Origin of the sequence: Candidatus Accumulibacter phosphatis (assembly GCF_000024165.1) — a bacterium.
GTDB classification, from domain to species: Bacteria; Pseudomonadota; Gammaproteobacteria; order Burkholderiales; family Rhodocyclaceae; genus Accumulibacter; species Accumulibacter phosphatis.
This window is the reverse complement of the sequence record NC_013194.1, coordinates 3,073,677-3,089,765: the sequence shown is the minus strand read 5'-3', so window position 1 is coordinate 3,089,765 and position 16,089 is coordinate 3,073,677. Positions and strand designations below refer to the sequence as shown.

Genomic DNA, 16,089 nt, shown 5'->3' with positions numbered 1-16,089 from the left:
GGTTATTGGCCAACTAGGAGCCCCAGCGAGCACACCACGCGCGGCTCACGAAATTGTGCGTCTTCTTCCGTGTAGGTCAGGCGGCCCTCCTCGCGCAAGGTCTTCACTGCCCCGGCAAGCTCCTCGTCGTTGACGCCACCGCGCATGAGTCGATTGAGAAGGTCGGCGGCAGTTTCCAGCAGGGGGCGGGCGTAGAGGTCATCGAGCGCACGTTCCAGTTCTTCGTCGCGAAACAGGGTGTGCCTCTGGGCTTCCGCGTAGCGCTTGAGGCGCTCGTAGGCACGGCGGCGGGGGCTGGAGGGCCGACCCAGGCCGCCGCCGATCGCCTTGTCCTGGTGTACCGCCAGCTTCAACCCTTCGGCGACCAGTTCGTGGTGGTTTTCGGCACGGGGCACGGCGGGGGTGTCTGGTGCACATTCAGCCACGCGCAGGATGGTGAACTGGGATTCGGTGACGGTCTTGCCGTCAGGGCTGATCCAGGCGAGGTGATCGTTGCCTTCGGGTGACTTCACATACACCAGTGTGCCACCGCGCGCGGCATCGCCACCGACTGAGGGCAACGTAGTCTCGTCGAACGCGAAGGCGCGCGCCGAGTACACCACCGGCGGCATGGATTCGACCGCGTGCGCGAGTTCAGGCTTGTCTTGCGTGGCTTGTTTCCAGATCTGCCAAGCGTAGGAAGCAAGATCGACTTCGTCGTCACTATCGTCAAGGACACCGGACTTCTCCGTGTAGAGGTCGCGGATGGTGTTGGCGTCGTCGTCCTCGAAAAAGGCTTCGTCGGTACCCACGACTTCGGCGTTTTCCAGCAGGCGCTGCTGAATGCGGGCGCGCAAGTTGATGAGGCGCTCGACACCTTCGGCGGGCAAGAAAGAATAACAGTGGATTTCCTCGGCGCGCTGGCCGATGCGGTCCACTCGGCCGGCACGCTGAATCAGCCGGATGATCGCCCACGGCAGGTCGAAGTTGACCACCACGTTGCTGTCTTGCAGATTCTGGCCTTCCGAAAGCACGTCGGTACAGATGAGAACTCGCACCTCGTCGGACTTGCTGACGCTCTTGTTATTCGACTTGGGCGAGAAACGACACGCCAGCGCATAGGGGTCGGCGCTGGCGCCGGTAGCGACTTCCACTTGAGTGATACCGGCGCGGCGTACTTCCCGCGCCAGGTAGCGCGCCGTGTCCGCGAATTGGGTAAAGATCAGCACCTTGTCCTTGGCGTGTGTACGTTCGACAAGTCGCTGCAGCGCGATCAACTTCTGGTCATGTTGTGGAGCCCATCGTCCGTGCGCGCGCAGCAGATCAAGGAGGGCTTGCGTGTCCGCAGCCAGATGTTCGGAGAGCGACCGCTTGAACAGGGTGGGGCGTATCCACTTGAAGCGCTTCTTGTATTCACACGCATATTGCTGATAGACGACCCTGGCGCGCGCCAGGCTGTCGGGTGCGGCGTCCGCCTCGACCACAGGTTCAACCAGGCCGTCGAGCAGATCTTCGGGGTCGCCTTCCAGGCCTTCAGCGTCTTCGTCCACCCTTCCCAGGTCGAGCAAGCCGGCGTCGAGCACACCTACCGGGAGGTCCAGCCCGTTTTCGATGGCATAGAGGTAAATCTGGTTGCGCAGAACGTGCCGGTCGATCGATTGCAGGAATGAAAAGCCGTTGGATTCCAGGCGCTTGAAGAGGTTGGTGCGGCAGAACCCCATCAGCCGCTTGCCAGCGCGGCCCAGGTTGTCGATCAGCTTGCGCTCCGCGGCCGTGGCGGTCTTTTCCGCCAGCGGGTCGACATACAAACCCATGCCGTAGCGGGGCACATGCAGGGCATTGATCTGATCGACCATCTCGGCCGAGTAGAGCCTCGCATAGCGGTCATCCGGGTCGGCCTCGTCGACGGCGAATTTCAGCGAAATGGGCATGCGTTTCGGGAAGTAACGTTGCTCGCCATCGTTGTCGGCGATGTAACGGCGGCCGTTGTCATCTTCCGCCGTGTAGTGCTCGATGATGAAGCTGCGCGTGCGTCGAACCATGTACAGGCGGATCAGCTCGCGCCAGTCGTCAAACTCTTCGCTCTTTTCGATGGCGAGAATCGAATTGACCTTGCACTGGTGCCGGCGCTCGAACTCGGGTTCGCTGATGCCATGCTTGCGCATGTGCCGCTCGGGTCGAATGCCGATGTTGGCCTTTTCGTCGATGAACAGCCGTAGCTGGCTCGACAAGTCGGTCTTGGTCTTGTTGTAGGGAGTGGCGGTGAGCAGGATAACCTTGGAATCGCAACTGCGGATGTAATCGGCAATCGCCTTGTAGCGTCGCCCCTCCCTGTTGCGCAGATTATGGCTTTCGTCGATGAGCACCAGACGATAGCGCTTGAGGCCGGGCAGCCTCCTGGACACTTGGCTGATCGGCACGACCGTGCCGCGCAGGCCGTATTCGGTGCGGTGCCGCTCCCACATCGGTTCCAGGTTCTTCGGGCAAATGATGAGGGTCTCGTAGCCGAGATCGTCTTCAAACATGCGCGCCAACGCGGTTGCCATCATGGTCTTGCCCAGACCGACGACGTCACCGATCATCACCCCTCCGCGCCGGTGCAGATGGCGCGCGGCGATTTTCACCGCGCTCTTCTGAAAGTCGAATAGGTCCTGCTCGAAGCGCGCCGGCAAACGGAATTGACTGAGACCGGCGCGCGCTTCAGTGCTGAGGTGGTAGGCGATGTTGAGGTAGATCTGGTACGGGGGAATGCTCGCTTCGCGCGCCCAGCTCGATTCGATGATGGCTGCGAGGTCTTGCGAGACGTCGATGGCCCAGCGGTCTTTCCAGCGCTCGTCGAACCATTCCGACAAGCGCTGGGCCGCATGGTGCTCCAGCACATCAACGTTCAGTTCGCCCTGCTTGGAGAGCCCCTGCAGCGTCAGGTTACTGCTGCCGACGAAGCCGGTGATGGGGTTGTTCACGTCGTCGCGAAACAGCAGATAAAGCTTGGCGTGTAGCGGATACGGCAGAAATAGTTTGACGATGGCCTGGCCCGCTCGTAGTTGCCGGGCGAGTCGGCGCAAGCCGGCTTCGTCCTTGCCGGAGGGAATGCCCAATGTGATTTGTTCGCGCAAGTGGGCCCCGAACTGCGTCTTGAGCCGAACCGCCGTGCCTTGGTCAATCAGGTTGTCACCTGCGACTGCGCGGTAAAGCTCGCGAACTTCCTCGTGAGGGGGGCGTTGCATACCAACCAATACACGGCAAACCTGGCCGTTAGCCGGTTGCCAGGGCTGAATCAGGTCATCGATGGCCTGCCAGCCGCGCAGATTGAGGTAGCCCACGCAGAAATCGGCCCGGTTCGAGACTTGCAGGGTGGCTCGTAAGGCTTTGAGCAGTTCTTGTTGGATGTTGTCGAATATGCGAGGCATGGACGGGAAATTCCTACTTTGATTCGCCGATGGAAGGTAGCACGAAAAATGTCACGGCCGACCACAGATGCGCCGTTACAGAGCGTATTCCACCTCACGCCGGCGGCTCATCGCCCGCCTCCCGCAACCAGCCGGCGACCGCATCCCGCCACGCATCCCGACCAGCCGCCAGTCCCGGCCCCCCAGCCGCCGCCTTGTGCAGCAGACTCGCCAGCCGTGCCTGGACCGCCGCACCCGCCAAGGCGTCGAATGCTCCCTCGTTGTAGGCGACCAGCCAGGCCAGTTGCTGTTCCGGCGACAGCGGTGCCAGGCGTTCCTGCTTGAGCAGTTCCCGCAGCAAGCGGCCGCGCCGGATCTTGGCGTCGACGCCGGCCTCCAGACGCGAGCCAAAGCGGGTGAATACTTCCAGCTCGAGAAACTGCAGGAAGTCCAGCTTCATGCGCCCGGCCTCGGCCTTGATGGCCGGCAACTGCGCCTTGCCGCCGATCCGCGAAACCGAGCGGGTGATGTCGATGGCAGGCAGGAAACCGCGTGCGTAGAGCGCCGGGTCGAGGTAGATCTGGCCATCGGTGATCGAGATCAGGTTGGTGGGAATGTAGGCGGCGATCTCGCCCTGTTCGGTTTCGACGATCGGCAGGGCGGTCATGCTGCCGCTACCGTAGCGCGCTGCCAGGCAGGTCGAGCGTTCGAGTAGGCGCGCGTGCAGGTAAAAGACATCGCCGGGGTAGGCTTCTCGCCCCGGCGGGCGACGCAGCAGCAGCGAAAGCTCGCGATAGGCCCGCGCATGCGTGGTGAGGTCGTCGTACACCACCAGCACGTCGCGGCCGCTCCACATCCATTCTTCCGCCAGGGCGCAGCCGGCGAAGGGCGCGAGGAACTTGAGCCCGGGGGTAGTGGTGGCCTCAGCGACGACGACGCAGCTGATGTCGAGAACTCCGGCCCGGCGCAGGGTCTCGATGGTGGCGATCACCGCCGAGCGCTTCTGGCTGATCAGCACATAGACGCAGAGGACATCGCTCCCTTTCTGGGCGATGAGCGTGTCCATGGCCAGCGAACTCTTGCCGGTGCCCGCGTCGCCGATGATCAGTTGCCGCTGGCCTTTGCCGATCGGGATCATGGTATCGACCATCTTGCTGCCACTCAGCAATGGGCGCCTGACGAAATCGCGGGCCGTGATTGGTGGCGAGGAGACTTCGAGGGGGCGCCGGCGATTGAATTGCGGTTGCGGACCGCCATCGAGGGGATTCCCCAGCGGGTCCACCACGCGGCCGAGAAAGCCGTCACCGACGCCGATATCCAGTCGCCGTCCGGTCAGATGGGCCGCCGCGCCGGCGGCGAGGCCGTCCTCCTGACCGAGCAGGATGGCGCCGATACGCTTGCTGCCGAGATGGAACACCAGCGCCTCGCTGCCATTCTCGAAACGCAGGATCTGATCCATCGCCGCCGAGGGCAGGCCCTCGATCCAGGCGATGCCGTCGCCGATCGCCGCCAGCTTGCCGATTTCGCTGATCCGCAATTGCGGCTGGTAGTCGGCGATCCACTGGCTGCGCAGGCCGCCAGGGTTTCGGGCTGAGTGCTCAGTGCTCAAGCCTGGCGGCTTCCGCGAAGACGCCCAGTTCGCCGGCCAGACTGAGATCCAGTTGCCAGGCCCCGAGCGATAGCCGAACGCCGGCCAGCAACTCGCTGTCCTCGACGAAATCGATGTGGACGAGCTTTCCCAGCCGGGCATCGACGGCACCGGAGATCTGCCGGCGTTGTTCCTCCGAGAGCGGATGGGCGCTGCTCAACACCCCTTGCCCATGACCATTTTGGCCCGTCCGCAAAGGCTCCAGACGTTCTTCGGGTAAAGCCGACAGTTCCTCGACGAAGATTTCTACCAGCCGCGCTTCGATCTCCGGTCCGGCCAATCTGGCCAGTAGTGCGCTGGCGAACTGGCGGGCGAGGGCGCCGGACTGGCTGGCGAGTTCGCGCTGCAGGGTCTCCTGACGGTGCGCGTCGCGGGCGGCGCTACGTTGCCGCTCGGTAGCCAGATCCCGGTCCAGCGTCTCCATCTGTCGCGCGTGCTCTGTCGCCATCTGGGCATCGAACTGGCTGCGGGCTGCCGCCTTCTCTCGCTCCCAGTCCGCCAGACGGCTTTCAAACTGGCTCTGCAGGGCCGCGGCCCGTGCTTCCGTCGCGCGTGCTTCGTTGAGGGAGCCCTCGATGCCAGCGCGACGCTCAGCCAGGGTCGCCAGCACCGGGCGGTAGAGAAAGCGTTTGAGGATCCAGATCAGCGCCAGGAAATTGATGATCTCGAGGGCAAAGGTGGTCCAGTCCAGATCCATCGCTGCCTCCTACTTCAAGAGGTATTCGAGCAGCGGATTGCGGAAGAGGATGATCAGCACGATCACCAGGACGTAGATGGCCAGTGACTCGATCATCGCCAGGCCGATGAACAGGGTGCGGGTGATCGACTTCTCCGCCTCCGGCTGCCGCGACAGCGCTTCGAGCGCCTGCGTGATCGCCCGGCCCATGGCAATGGCCGGGAAGATGATGCCGATCGCGATGGCCAGCGCTGCTGCCACGGTAGAGACCAGGACGAACCAGTGCATGTCGCTCATGGGGTGCTTCCTTTCGTGTCGTTCGATGAGGGCGCTTCGGAGTGCTCCGCTGCGGCGTGGGATTGCATGCCGCCGGCGATGTAGATCAGGGCCAGCGTGCCGAAGATATAGGCCTGGACCAGGGCTTCGACGATGTGCAGCATGAGCACCGGTACCGGTACCAGCAGCCCCGCAACCAGGAGGACCAGCAGCGCGGCCATTTCGAGGCTCATGATGTTGCCGAACAGGCGCATGGCCAGCGCGATGGTGCGCGAAAACTCGCCGAGCAGATGGAACGGCAGGAGGATCGGGCTGGGGATCAGGTAGTGGCGCAGATAATTCGTCAGGCCTTCGCTGCGGATGCCGAACCAGTGCACCGAGACAAAAACCAGACAGGCCAGCGCGGCGGTGGTCGACAGGTTGCCGGTAGGCGCATGCAGACCGGGCACGATTCCCGTCAGGTTGGCGACGGCGACGAACAGCCAGAGAGTGCCGACGAAAGGCAGCAGCAGGCCGGCGCGGCCCGGTAGCACACCTTCGATGGCCGCTTCGATCGACTGGACGACACCTTCCAGCGCTGTTTGCACAAGACCCGGGTGGTCGACCGAAAGTCGTCGGGTGGCCAGCCAGCAGGACAGTCCGAAGGCCAGCAGGATGCCCCAGGTGGTGACCACCGTCGAGCTGATCCGCAAGCCTCCCAGACTGAAAACAACGCTTGCCGCTTCCATTACCAGTACTTTCGGATGAAGAGATAGACGTTGAAGACGCCGAGCGCGAGGCCGAGGACGATCAGATTCACCGTCCAGCGCACCGTGTACCCTTCACCCAGGCTGTCGAGCCAGCGCCCGAGATAAGCGCCTGCCAGCAATGGCGCCAGGAAGAGGACCGACAGACTGCCGAGGAAGACCGTCTGCGCGAGAAGTGAGCGGCGACTCCGTTCGGCTTCCTTGAGCCTTTCGCTGTCGCGGGAAACCTCGCGACGCCATCTTTCGTCGTTCATAACGACTTGCAACAGTGGTCGGTCATATTGACCTGCGATGATGGTCGTTCATAATGACTTACGGAGATGGTCGTAGATGGTCGTTCATGACGGCCACCGATCCAGGGTGCGCAAGCGCCGGAAAAGCTCCTGCTCGAGTTTTTGCAGATTGTCTTTGACGCTCCTGAGTTCTTCTTCTTCCTGCGCCAGTTGCCCAGCCAGCAGTTCCGAGATCCGTTCGTAGTCGTCGTCACAAAGGTAGCGCCGAGTGCTGATGGTCAGTTGATCGTCGGCAAAGCGCAATACGGCGCCGGGGCAGGCGAGATACTGCCACGCAACCTGCGTGGTGCGAAAACGCGACAGCCCATAGTCGAGCACCGTCATGAAGCGGGCACGTCCCGGCTGAATGCCGAAGCTGCCACTCGCATCGCTGCCGACAAAGCTCTGCACTTTGTCGATGCGCTCGCAGCGCAGCGCGCTCTGCAGATGCAGGGTGATCCCGCCGCTCATCGCACGCCCTCCATGCCGGCGCGCATGTAGCAGCGATCCTCGGGCAGGTCGTCGTAGGTTCCCTGGATGAAATCCTCGCAATCGGTGAGGGTCGTTGCCAGAGGTACCGAAGCCCCGGCGATGCCGGTGTGGTCGGCAACGACAAAGAACGGCTGGGTGAGATAGCGTTCCAGCAGGCGCGCCCGCAGCACGGTGCGCCGGTCGGCTTCCGACAGGGCCTCGATGCCCAGCATGGCGATGATGTCCTCCAGTTCGCGGTAGCGGGCGAGATGCTCGCGCACCGCTTGCGCCACTTGGTAGTGACGGTCGCCGAGGGTAACGCGATCCATCATGGGGCTACCCGAAGCCAGGGGATCGACGGCCGGGTAGATCCCCTTGGCCGCCTGGTTGCGCGAAAGGATTACGGTGGTGTCGAGGTGAGCGAGGATCGCCCCCACGGCCGGGTCGGTCATGTCGTCAGCCGGCACATAGACGGCCTCGACGGCGGTGATGTTGCCGCTGCGCGTGGAAGAAATGCGCTCCTGCAATTCCGCCACTTCGGAGAGCAGTGTCGGCTGATAGCCGACCGTCGCCGGCATGCGCCCGAGCAGCCCCGAGAGTTCGCTGCCCGCCTGCACGAAGCGGAAAGCGTTATCCATCAGGAACAGGACTTCCTTGGCGACGTGGTCGCGCAGGTATTCGGCGTAGGTCAGTGCCGACAGCCCGATGCGGAAGCGCACTCCCGGCGACTCGTCCATCTGGCCGAAGACCATCAGCGAACGCGGCATGACGCCGGCGTCCTGCATGTCGTGCCAGAGCTCGTGTCCCTCGCGAATTCGCTCACCGACCCCGGCGAAGACCGATACCCCCTGGTGCAGGCGGACGATGGCGTTCATGAATTCCATGATCAGCACGGTCTTGCCGACGCCTGCACCACCGAACAGGCCGGTCTTGCCGCCGCGCACGAACGGGCACAGCAGGTCGATCACCTTGATGCCGGTCGGCAGGATTTCGCCCATGCCGAGCTCTTCGGCGAGTGGTGCCGGGGCAGCGACGATGGGGCGAAATTCCGTTGCCTCGAGTGCCGGGCCACCATCCAGCGGCTGGCCGAAGATGTCGAGCAGCCGGCCGAGACAATCCGGGGTCACCGGTATCTGCAGCGGCCCGCCGCTGTCGAAGACCGGCAGCAGGCGGCGCAGGCCTGCCGTGCGATGCAGGGCGATTGCCCGCGCCCGCGATTCGTCGAGGTGGCGATGCACCTCGAAGGTGTAGCGCTCGCCATCGAGGCAGACGTACACGGCCTGATGCAGCGGTGGCAGGCGGCTGCACAGGATGTCGATGACCGGCCCGTGCACTTCCTCGATCACCCCGAGCGGCGGCGCTGCAGGTGCCGGGCACGGTAGCTCTGGCCCTGCGAGGCCTGTCGGTTGGGGTGAGGAACGCACCCCAATGTCCCCATGTTGAGGATTGCGTTGGGGTTCGTTCCTCACCCCAACCTACGCGTCCTGCCGGCTCGGCCGTCATTGTTTGTCGGTAGCCAGGCTACCGATCCGGTACGTGGCGAGTAGCTCATCAGCATAGGCGGAATGTGGACGTCCCTTGGTCTTGGTGTCATACGCCTCGGTGGCCTCCTTGCCGCACCAGGGCAGAACGAGATCTGGCCGCGAGGGATGCTCGGGCAGATAAGCGCTGACATCATAGACCTTGCCGCGAATCGCCATCCAGCAGTTGTCCGGCAATGCGTGCCTGACCAGTTCGCTCTGTGTGATGACCTTTTCGGCCGCTACTGCGACGCTTTCTTCGGCCGACGGCAACCACAGGCTGCCAGCCCAGAAGGCTGACACCAGCAGCCAGAAAATGAGGGTGGTGGCTAGGTAGACTCGGCGCATCAGCGGAATCCGAAGTTCTCAAAATGGATATGGCGGGGCGTGATGCCCCGCTTGTGGAGGGACTGCCTGACTGCTGCCAGCATGCCCGGCGGCCCGCACAGATAGCACTCGTGCTGGACGAGCTCGCCTGCGGTGGGCAGGAGTGAATCGAGATTCGGCGGCTCGTTGCCGGTGGCCACCGCCTGCAGGGAAAGGTGTGGATCGCGTGCAGCGAGCGCGCGCAACTCCTGCAGAAAGGCAGCGTCGGCTTCGGCGCGATAGAGATAGACCAGCGTCGTCTCCTGACTGAGCGGGCCCGTCCGTAGCAGCGCCAGGAAAGGCGTGATGCCGATGCCGCCGGCCAGCCACAGTTGGGGCGCCGCAGGCCGTTCGGCCAGGAAGGTGCCGAAGGCACCATGCACCCGCGCCAGGACGCCCGGTTCGATGGACTGGATGCGCCGGGTGCAATCGCCCAGGGCCTTGACGCCGACGCGGATTTCCCGGTCGGCACCAATCGAACTGACGGTAAAGGGGTGAAATTCGCCGCAACCCCGGAAGGTCGGCCCGGCAAAGAAGGCGACCAGGACGAACTGCCCTGCGGTCGCGGCAATCGGCTCAGCCAGGGGCTTGAGAGCGATCTCGACCATGCCGTCGGCAACCGGAGTGGCCGATTGCACGATGTACGGCCGGGCGGCCAAGCCGCTGTCCTCCCGGAGGATTCGCCAGCCGAGGAACAGGGCGGCCAGCGCGAGGATCGGCAGTACCGGTTCCTCGATACCGAGCTGCAACAGATGCCACAGGCCGACCAGTACGCCGACACCCAGCGAAACATGCAGCCAGCGCCAACTTCGATGGGGTAGGCGCGTCGCGAAAGTGGCGGCGAGTCCGAGCATCAGCAGCAGCAGCGATAGCCAGCCCAGCCTGACCGGCCAGCCCTGGCTGAATGGTGAAAGCGTCTGCCAGGCGAGAACTGGGGAAGCGGGCCAGGCATCGGCGGCAAGCACCAGCGGATGTGCCAGCAGCAGGACGTAAGCGGCCATGCCCACAAGGTGATGCCATTGGTACATCCTCTCCAGTCCCCCCAGCCAGCGGGACAGCCAGGTTTCCCGCAGCATCAGCAGCAGGCTGGCGAGCAGCAGACCACATCCCGCCCAGCCCAAGACAATGCCCAGACTACGTGCGGGCGACAGACCCTCCGGAAAGGCCCAGTAGACGGGGCCTGCGGTGCTGGCCAGGAGGAGCAGAGGAATCGATGATCGGCGGAGGAGGGACATCAAGGGCTCGCGCAGGGTTCAACCGGCAGTCTGACGGGAGTCCTTTTCGGGGTGCAAGTGCTCGCAGATATCGCGTCTTCCTCGCGGCAACTCGACGCCTCGCTGCCGGGCACGCTCCTCCATGAGCTGGTGATGCGCGACCTGGTACTTCCGGCAGTCGTCGTAAGTCCTGAAGCTACGAATCATCGCCTGATGCTCAATGCGCTCCTCGGGCGTCATGAGCTGCCAGCCGCGGGTGTTCCCCTCGCTGGCCCGCACGGGGCCGCGCGCCTGTGCGCTTGCCGCCAACGAAAGCAGCAGCGCGATCAACAGTCTGGTCTTGTGCAGCCCCATCGCGATTCTCTCTGCACCGATTGGCGGCTATCCCTATCCCTGCTGTGCCAGTGTCAGGCGCAGTCCGCCCGAAACGTGTCGATGAAGTATATCGTCATCCCTGCGCAATCGCATGCGGTCTGGTCTGGCATATCGCCGCATGGCGGGGTCTCAGCGGCGGCAATGGATCGCTTCGGTAACGCCGGCCGTGGCGTTTTCCCTGTCGGGTTTCTTTACAGCGATGCCCTCGGCCATCCTTGGGTTGCCCGTGAATCAATGGGTTGTATGTATGGCATGTATCCTGCTTTCATGCCTCGTCCCGCAGTTGTCTGCACACCAGGTCCACAAGGGGGGTTCGTCATGAAGTTTGCGCACAAATGCGTTGTTGCAGCGATGATGGTTGCCTGCGGTACTGTCGCAGCGGCACCGACGCCAGTCGACTCGATAAATGGCGGAGCTTCGCCCGCCGCAACCACGTGGTCAGCGGCGGAAGCCGGATGGTTGTATTCGCCGACGGAATCGTACTCGTTGTTGGAAGTCCAGACCCGTTTTGCGTCGACCGACGGCCGCACGGTAACGATGGAAATCTGGGACCAGGCACCAGTGAACGGCGGTCACTTGCTGCGTGCCGCCTCGACCAGCCTGACCGGCGAGCCGTTCGCAACCTGGTCGTTCGCCGCCCTGGATCTTCGGGCAGGTGAAGACTACTTCTTCGGTTTCCGCAACATTGTCGGGCTGGACGTCAACTTCACCAGAGACGCTGGCGCGACCAACCTGGGACGCTACTACTTCTCTTTTGCCGATGCCGGCGAATACGAGAGGGAAGTCGTTTCATCGACCATTTCCGGTGCGCAGCCAATCCTCCGATTCTCAGGAACACGCGCCATTCCGGAACCAGCTACGAGCGCGTTGGCGGCGCTCGCCTTGTCACTCCTGCTCGTTCGCGTGGGCAAGCGAGCTGACCGCTGAGCGCTCACCGCGTTCATCGATGATCGGGGTACTACCAAGAAACCCCGATCATCGGCACTGAACAGTCCATCAACCCGACGTGGTCGCCGCTACCTGTGCGTGGTCAGGCGCCGAGAAGATCATGAGCGTCCCAGGTGCTTGTCAGCTTCTGGGCGGCAGCCACCCGGACCACGATGTAAACACGCTCACGCTCTGCTGCCTTCCGACGCGAAATACCGCTTCTGGAACCACAGCGACACACTCACCAGGCCGATCATCGCCGGCACTTCCACCAGCGGACCGATGACGGCGGCGAAGGCGGCACCGGAATTGATGCCATAGACGGCGACGGCGACGGCAATGGCCAGTTCGAAGTTGTTGCTCGCCGCGGTGAACGAGAGGGTGGCGCATTTCCCGTATCCGGCGCCCACCTTCTTACTCATGTAGAACGAAATCAGGAACATCAGCACGAAGTAGATCAGCAGCGGGATGGCGATGCGCATCACGTCCATCGGGATGGTGACGATCAGCTTGCCCTTGAGGCTGAACATGACGACGATGGTGAACAGCAGGGCGACGAGGGTGATCGGGCTGATCTTCGGTACGAATCGCTGGTGATACCACTCCTTCGAGACAAAGCGCAGCATGATCACCCGCGTCAGCACGCCGGCGACGCAGGGAATTCCCAGGTAGATCAGGACGCTCTCGGCAATCTGCCCAATCGAGACATCGACCACCGAGCCCGAGAGACCGAAGAGTGGCGGCAGGACCGTCACGAAGAGCCACGCGTAGACGCTGTAGAACAGCACCTGGAAGATCGAGTTGAAGGCAACGAGGCCGGCGGCGTACTCGGTCGACCCCTTGGCAATCTCGTTCCAGACGATCACCATGGCGATGCAGCGGGCGAGGCCGATCATGATCAAGCCGACCATGTACTCGGGTTTGTCGGGCAGGAAGATGATCGCCAGCGCGAACATCAGGATCGGCCCGACGATCCAGTTCTGAATCAGCGACAGGCCAAGGACTTTCCTGTCGACGAAGACATCGGGCAGTTCCTCGTAACGGACCTTGGCGAAGGGTGGGTACATCATCAGGATCAGGCCCAGCGCGATCGGAATGTTGGTCGTTCCGACCTGGAAGGAATTGATCCGATCCTCGATGCCCGGAACGTAGAAGCCCAGGCCGACGCCGAGCGCCATGGCGGCGAAAATCCAGACCGTCAGATACCGGTCGGGGAAAGACAGCTTCCGGGTGACAGCGCTCATCTACTGCACCCCTGGCCGGCAGACTTCCGGATGCCCGCCACAGCAATTGTCGGTCAGAAACCCGATCAGCCCATCGATCCTGCCCATCTCGGCGCGGCAGCGGACGAAACGTCCCTCCTGTACCGTGCTGATCAGGCCGGCGTGGGTCAAGGTCTTCAGGTGGAAGGACAGCGTTGGCGCGGGCAACTCGAGTTGCTCGGCAATTACCCCGACCGTCAGGCCGGCAGGGGCATTCTGTACGAGCAGGCGGAAGATGGCGAGGCGGCTGTCTTGCGCCAGCGCGGCCAGCGCGGTGACGGCATCGGAATTGGTCATCTCGCCAACGATACCGAAGTCTTGTCCAAGTCGCAAAGCGTTTTGGCCAGCCTTTCGCATTCGATTTCCCCATATCGGGTCATACAGCCGCATCGTCTGGCTTGTCGTCGTGTCCGGGCCAGTGAGCCGGGGTTTACATACTTCTAATATTCTAGCAATATAAAAATGTTTCGCAAAGAGACGTCGCGTGTGACGTTCTGTCTTCGGCTCGCTGGCTGTCCAGCCGAGCCTCACTTACCATTCGGAGGAACGGGAAATGACTGTCAGGGTTGGTATCAACGGTTTCGGTCGTATCGGCAGGCTGGCGCTGCGCGCAGCGTGGAACACCCCGGAACTGGAGTTCGTGCACATCAATGAGGCGAACGGCCCGGTCGACTCCGCGGCGCACCTGCTCGAGTTCGATTCGGTGCAACGCCGCTGGCAGCACGAGGTAAGCGTCAGCAATGGGCGGATGGTGATCGACGGCGAATCGATCGGCTATAGCAGCGCCAAAGATGTCGCCGGCGGACCGTGGCGCGAGGCCGGAGTGGACATCGTCCTCGAAGCCAGTGGCAAGTGGCGGACGGTCGAGGAGCTGACGCCCTACTTGGCGGCGGGGGTGAAGAAGGTGATCGTTGCCGCGCCGGTCAAGGGCGGCGATACGCTGAACATCGTCATGGGCGTCAATGACCAGCTCTACGACCCGGCGCGTGACCACATCGTCACGGCGGCCTCGTGCACCACCAACTGCCTGGCGCCGGTGGTCAAGGTCGTGCATGAGGCAATCGGCATCTCGCATGGCATGATCACGACGATCCACAGTTCGACCAACACGCAGAGCGTACACGACCAGATGCACAAGGACCTGCGTCGCGCGCGCGCCTCGAGCCTGTCGCTGGTGCCGACGACGACCGGTTCGGCGACGGCGATCGCGCTGATATTCCCGGAACTGAAGGGCAAACTCGACGGCCACGCGGTGCGCGTGCCGCTGCTCAATGCCTCGATTACAGACTGCGTCTTCGAGATGCGGCGCCCGACCAGCGTCGAGGAGGTCAACGGCCTCCTCAAGGCGGCTGCCGAAGGCGCTCTGAAAGGCATCCTGGGCTACGAGGAGCGGCCGCTGGTGTCGATGGACTACGCCGGTGATCCGCGTTCGTCGATCGTTGACGCCGCGCACACGCTGGTGATCAACGGCACCATGGTCAAGATTTACGCCTGGTACGACAACGAATGGGGTTACGCCAATCGTTACGTCGAACTCGCGCGCAAGCTTGCCTTGTCGATGTAGGCGCGCTTCCCGACATCGCTGCCGGCGCCGTCACGCCGCGACGCGGATGACGGCAGGGCCTACCCGCACCCCACAGGAGGAAAACGATGAGCGATCCATCCCCGCCCAGGAGCGACGCTGCGCGCGCCGGCTTGCGCAACTACGTGCTGGTGACCGGCGCCTACTGGGCCGACACGGTGACCGACGGCGCGACGCGCATGCTGGTGCTGTTCTATTTCTACAACCTTGGTTACACCCCGTTGGCCGTCGCTTCGCTGTTCATCTTCTATGAAGTCTTCGGCATCGTCACCAATCTCTTCGGCGGTTACATCGGTGCCCGCTTCGGGCTCAAGACGACGCTGTTCATCGGCCTCGGCACGCAGTTGGTGGCGCTGTCGATGCTCGCCTTCGCACCTCAGGGCTGGCTCGTCGTCGCCTGGGTGATGGCTTCGCAGGCCTTGAGCGGGATCGCCAAGGACATGACCAAGATGAGTTCGAAGAGCGCCGTCAAGCTGATCGTTCCCGAGGATTCGTCGGCGACGCTTTATCGTTGGGTCTCGATCCTCACCGGGTCCAAGAACGCGCTGAAGGGAGTCGGCTTCTTCCTGGGTGGCCTGTTGCTGACTTTGCTCGACTTCCAGACGGCGCTGAAACTGCTCGTCGCGCTGGTCGCGAGCACCCTGGTCCTTGCCGCTTTCCTGATGCGGGGAGGCCTCGGTCTGGCCAACAAGAAAGCGAAGTTCGGGCAGATGTTCTCCCGCAACGGCGCGGTCAACAAGCTGGCCGCGGCGCGCATCTTCCTCTTCGGGGCGCGTGACGTGTGGTTCGTCGTCGGGCTGCCGGTGTTCCTGTCGAGCGTCCTCGGCTGGACTTTCTGGCAGTCCGGCGGCTTTCTCGCGGTGTGGGTCATCGGCTATGGGATCGTCCAGGCGGCGACTCCCGGCCTGTTGCGCAGCCGCGTCGAGGGGCAGCACGAACCGGACGGGCGGACGGCGACGATCCTGGCGTTCGTCCTTGCCGCGCTGCCGGCCAGCATTGCCCTCGGACTCACTGCCGGGGTGGCACCGAGCACCGTCGTCGTCGCCGGACTCATCATTTTCGGCGCGGTGTTTGCGCTGAATTCGGCGGTGCACTCGTACCTGATCCTGGCCTACACCGATAGCGACAAGGTGGCGATGAACGTCGGCTTCTACTACATGGCCAACGCCGCCGGTCGCCTGGCCGGCACGGTGCTCTCGGGCGCTCTCTATCAGTGGGGGTTGCAGAGCGGGCCGAGCAACGGCCTAGTCGCCTGCCTGTGGGCGTCGTCGGCCTTCGTTTTCGTCGCCGGTCTGCTGTCGCTGCTGCTGCCGCGCCATATCGGTCCGCGCTCGAAGCCGATCAAGCTCGGCGATCTGGGGGATTAGCGCGCACGCCCCGGCGCTC

Annotated in this window: 16 protein-coding genes; 3 read left to right on the top strand and 13 right to left on the bottom strand. The window is 63.3% G+C overall.

Features of this window, described 5'->3' with window-relative positions:
* Window positions 1-2: 2 nt before the first annotated feature.
* From CAP2UW1_RS13375 to CAP2UW1_RS13325, 11 genes are all read right to left on the bottom strand, one after another.
* Window positions 3-3,389 (bottom strand): helicase-related protein, encoded by a 3,387-nt coding sequence (locus tag CAP2UW1_RS13375; RefSeq protein ID WP_015767154.1) that lies wholly within the window; start codon window positions 3,387-3,389, stop codon window positions 3-5.
* A gap of 94 nt (window positions 3,390-3,483) precedes the next feature.
* Window positions 3,484-4,977, bottom strand: coding sequence for a F0F1 ATP synthase subunit alpha (locus CAP2UW1_RS13370; RefSeq protein ID WP_015767153.1), 1,494 nt, complete (start codon window positions 4,975-4,977; stop codon window positions 3,484-3,486).
* Window positions 4,967-5,713, bottom strand: coding sequence for a F0F1 ATP synthase subunit delta (locus CAP2UW1_RS13365; RefSeq protein WP_015767152.1), 747 nt, complete (start codon window positions 5,711-5,713; stop codon window positions 4,967-4,969). The genes CAP2UW1_RS13370 and CAP2UW1_RS13365 overlap by 11 nt, the downstream gene beginning before the upstream one ends.
* A gap of 9 nt (window positions 5,714-5,722) precedes the next feature.
* Complete coding sequence (locus tag CAP2UW1_RS13360) at window positions 5,723-5,989, bottom strand: ATP synthase subunit c family protein (RefSeq protein WP_015767151.1); 267 nt, start codon at window positions 5,987-5,989, stop codon at window positions 5,723-5,725.
* Window positions 5,986-6,696 carry a F0F1 ATP synthase subunit A gene (locus tag CAP2UW1_RS13355; RefSeq protein ID WP_015767150.1) on the bottom strand — a complete coding sequence of 237 codons (711 nt, stop codon included), beginning with the start codon at window positions 6,694-6,696 and terminating at the stop codon, window positions 5,986-5,988. The genes CAP2UW1_RS13360 and CAP2UW1_RS13355 overlap by 4 nt, the downstream gene beginning before the upstream one ends.
* Entirely contained in the window at window positions 6,696-6,968 is a 273-nt protein-coding gene (locus CAP2UW1_RS13350; protein ID WP_015767149.1) for an AtpZ/AtpI family protein, read from the bottom strand. The genes CAP2UW1_RS13355 and CAP2UW1_RS13350 overlap by 1 nt, the downstream gene beginning before the upstream one ends.
* 84 nt (window positions 6,969-7,052) lie before the next feature.
* Window positions 7,053-7,457, bottom strand: a complete 405-nt coding sequence (locus tag CAP2UW1_RS13345; protein WP_015767148.1) for a F0F1 ATP synthase subunit epsilon — start codon at window positions 7,455-7,457, stop codon at window positions 7,053-7,055.
* Window positions 7,454-8,803: a F0F1 ATP synthase subunit beta gene (gene atpD / locus CAP2UW1_RS13340; RefSeq protein WP_015767147.1), complete on the bottom strand. Its 1,350-nt coding sequence runs from the start codon at window positions 8,801-8,803 to the stop codon at window positions 7,454-7,456. The genes CAP2UW1_RS13345 and atpD overlap by 4 nt, the downstream gene beginning before the upstream one ends.
* Window positions 8,804-8,956: 153 nt before the next feature.
* A complete protein-coding gene (locus CAP2UW1_RS13335) occupies window positions 8,957-9,325 on the bottom strand; it encodes a cytochrome b5 domain-containing protein (protein ID WP_015767146.1) in 369 nt (122 codons plus the stop codon).
* Entirely contained in the window at window positions 9,325-10,578 is a 1,254-nt protein-coding gene (locus CAP2UW1_RS13330; RefSeq protein ID WP_015767145.1) for a ferredoxin reductase family protein, read from the bottom strand. The genes CAP2UW1_RS13335 and CAP2UW1_RS13330 overlap by 1 nt, the downstream gene beginning before the upstream one ends.
* A gap of 18 nt (window positions 10,579-10,596) precedes the next feature.
* Window positions 10,597-10,911 (bottom strand): hypothetical protein, encoded by a 315-nt coding sequence (locus CAP2UW1_RS13325; protein ID WP_015767144.1) that lies wholly within the window; start codon window positions 10,909-10,911, stop codon window positions 10,597-10,599.
* 81 nt (window positions 10,912-10,992) lie between these two features.
* On the opposite strand from CAP2UW1_RS13325, the gene CAP2UW1_RS25605 reads away from it, so the two are divergent.
* Entirely contained in the window at window positions 10,993-11,859 is an 867-nt protein-coding gene (locus CAP2UW1_RS25605; RefSeq protein WP_199931464.1) for a hypothetical protein, read from the top strand.
* 185 nt (window positions 11,860-12,044) lie between these two features.
* Here the strand turns inward: CAP2UW1_RS25605 and arsB are convergent, their stop codons facing one another.
* Window positions 12,045-13,103, bottom strand: a complete 1,059-nt coding sequence (gene arsB / locus CAP2UW1_RS13315; RefSeq protein WP_015767142.1) for an ACR3 family arsenite efflux transporter — start codon at window positions 13,101-13,103, stop codon at window positions 12,045-12,047.
* Window positions 13,104-13,478, bottom strand: a complete 375-nt coding sequence (locus CAP2UW1_RS13310; RefSeq protein WP_363319293.1) for an ArsR/SmtB family transcription factor — start codon at window positions 13,476-13,478, stop codon at window positions 13,104-13,106.
* Window positions 13,479-13,674: 196 nt separating this feature from the next.
* On the opposite strand from CAP2UW1_RS13310, the gene CAP2UW1_RS13305 reads away from it, so the two are divergent.
* Together CAP2UW1_RS13305 and arsJ are read left to right on the top strand one after the other, a co-directional pair.
* On the top strand, window positions 13,675-14,685 hold the full coding sequence (locus CAP2UW1_RS13305; protein ID WP_015767140.1) for an ArsJ-associated glyceraldehyde-3-phosphate dehydrogenase: 1,011 nt from the start codon (window positions 13,675-13,677) through the stop codon (window positions 14,683-14,685).
* 86 nt (window positions 14,686-14,771) lie between these two features.
* Window positions 14,772-16,070, top strand: coding sequence for an organoarsenical effux MFS transporter ArsJ (arsJ, locus tag CAP2UW1_RS13300; RefSeq protein ID WP_015767139.1), 1,299 nt, complete (start codon window positions 14,772-14,774; stop codon window positions 16,068-16,070).
* The last annotated feature ends 19 nt before the right edge of the window (window positions 16,071-16,089 follow it).

What these genes read in the sequence shown, in the direction of transcription:
- CAP2UW1_RS13375 (WP_015767154.1), bottom strand. Translation starts at nt 3,389, where the DNA reads ATGCCTCGCATATTCGACAACATCCAACAAGAACTGCTCAAAGCCTTA.
- CAP2UW1_RS13365 (WP_015767152.1), bottom strand. Translation starts at nt 5,713, where the DNA reads ATGGATCTGGACTGGACCACCTTTGCCCTCGAGATCATCAATTTCCTG.
- CAP2UW1_RS13360 (WP_015767151.1), bottom strand. Translation starts at nt 5,989, where the DNA reads ATGAGCGACATGCACTGGTTCGTCCTGGTCTCTACCGTGGCAGCAGCG.
- CAP2UW1_RS13355 (WP_015767150.1), bottom strand. Translation starts at nt 6,696, where the DNA reads ATGGAAGCGGCAAGCGTTGTTTTCAGTCTGGGAGGCTTGCGGATCAGC.
- CAP2UW1_RS13350 (WP_015767149.1), bottom strand. Translation starts at nt 6,968, where the DNA reads ATGAACGACGAAAGATGGCGTCGCGAGGTTTCCCGCGACAGCGAAAGG.
- CAP2UW1_RS13345 (WP_015767148.1), bottom strand. Translation starts at nt 7,457, where the DNA reads ATGAGCGGCGGGATCACCCTGCATCTGCAGAGCGCGCTGCGCTGCGAG.
- CAP2UW1_RS13335 (WP_015767146.1), bottom strand. Translation starts at nt 9,325, where the DNA reads ATGCGCCGAGTCTACCTAGCCACCACCCTCATTTTCTGGCTGCTGGTG.
- CAP2UW1_RS13330 (WP_015767145.1), bottom strand. Translation starts at nt 10,578, where the DNA reads ATGTCCCTCCTCCGCCGATCATCGATTCCTCTGCTCCTCCTGGCCAGC.
- CAP2UW1_RS13325 (WP_015767144.1), bottom strand. Translation starts at nt 10,911, where the DNA reads ATGGGGCTGCACAAGACCAGACTGTTGATCGCGCTGCTGCTTTCGTTG.
- CAP2UW1_RS25605 (WP_199931464.1), top strand. Translation starts at nt 10,993, where the DNA reads ATGAAGTATATCGTCATCCCTGCGCAATCGCATGCGGTCTGGTCTGGC.
- arsB (WP_015767142.1), bottom strand. Translation starts at nt 13,103, where the DNA reads ATGAGCGCTGTCACCCGGAAGCTGTCTTTCCCCGACCGGTATCTGACG.
- CAP2UW1_RS13310 (WP_363319293.1), bottom strand. Translation starts at nt 13,478, where the DNA reads ATGCGAAAGGCTGGCCAAAACGCTTTGCGACTTGGACAAGACTTCGGT.
- CAP2UW1_RS13305 (WP_015767140.1), top strand. Translation starts at nt 13,675, where the DNA reads ATGACTGTCAGGGTTGGTATCAACGGTTTCGGTCGTATCGGCAGGCTG.
- arsJ (WP_015767139.1), top strand. Translation starts at nt 14,772, where the DNA reads ATGAGCGATCCATCCCCGCCCAGGAGCGACGCTGCGCGCGCCGGCTTG.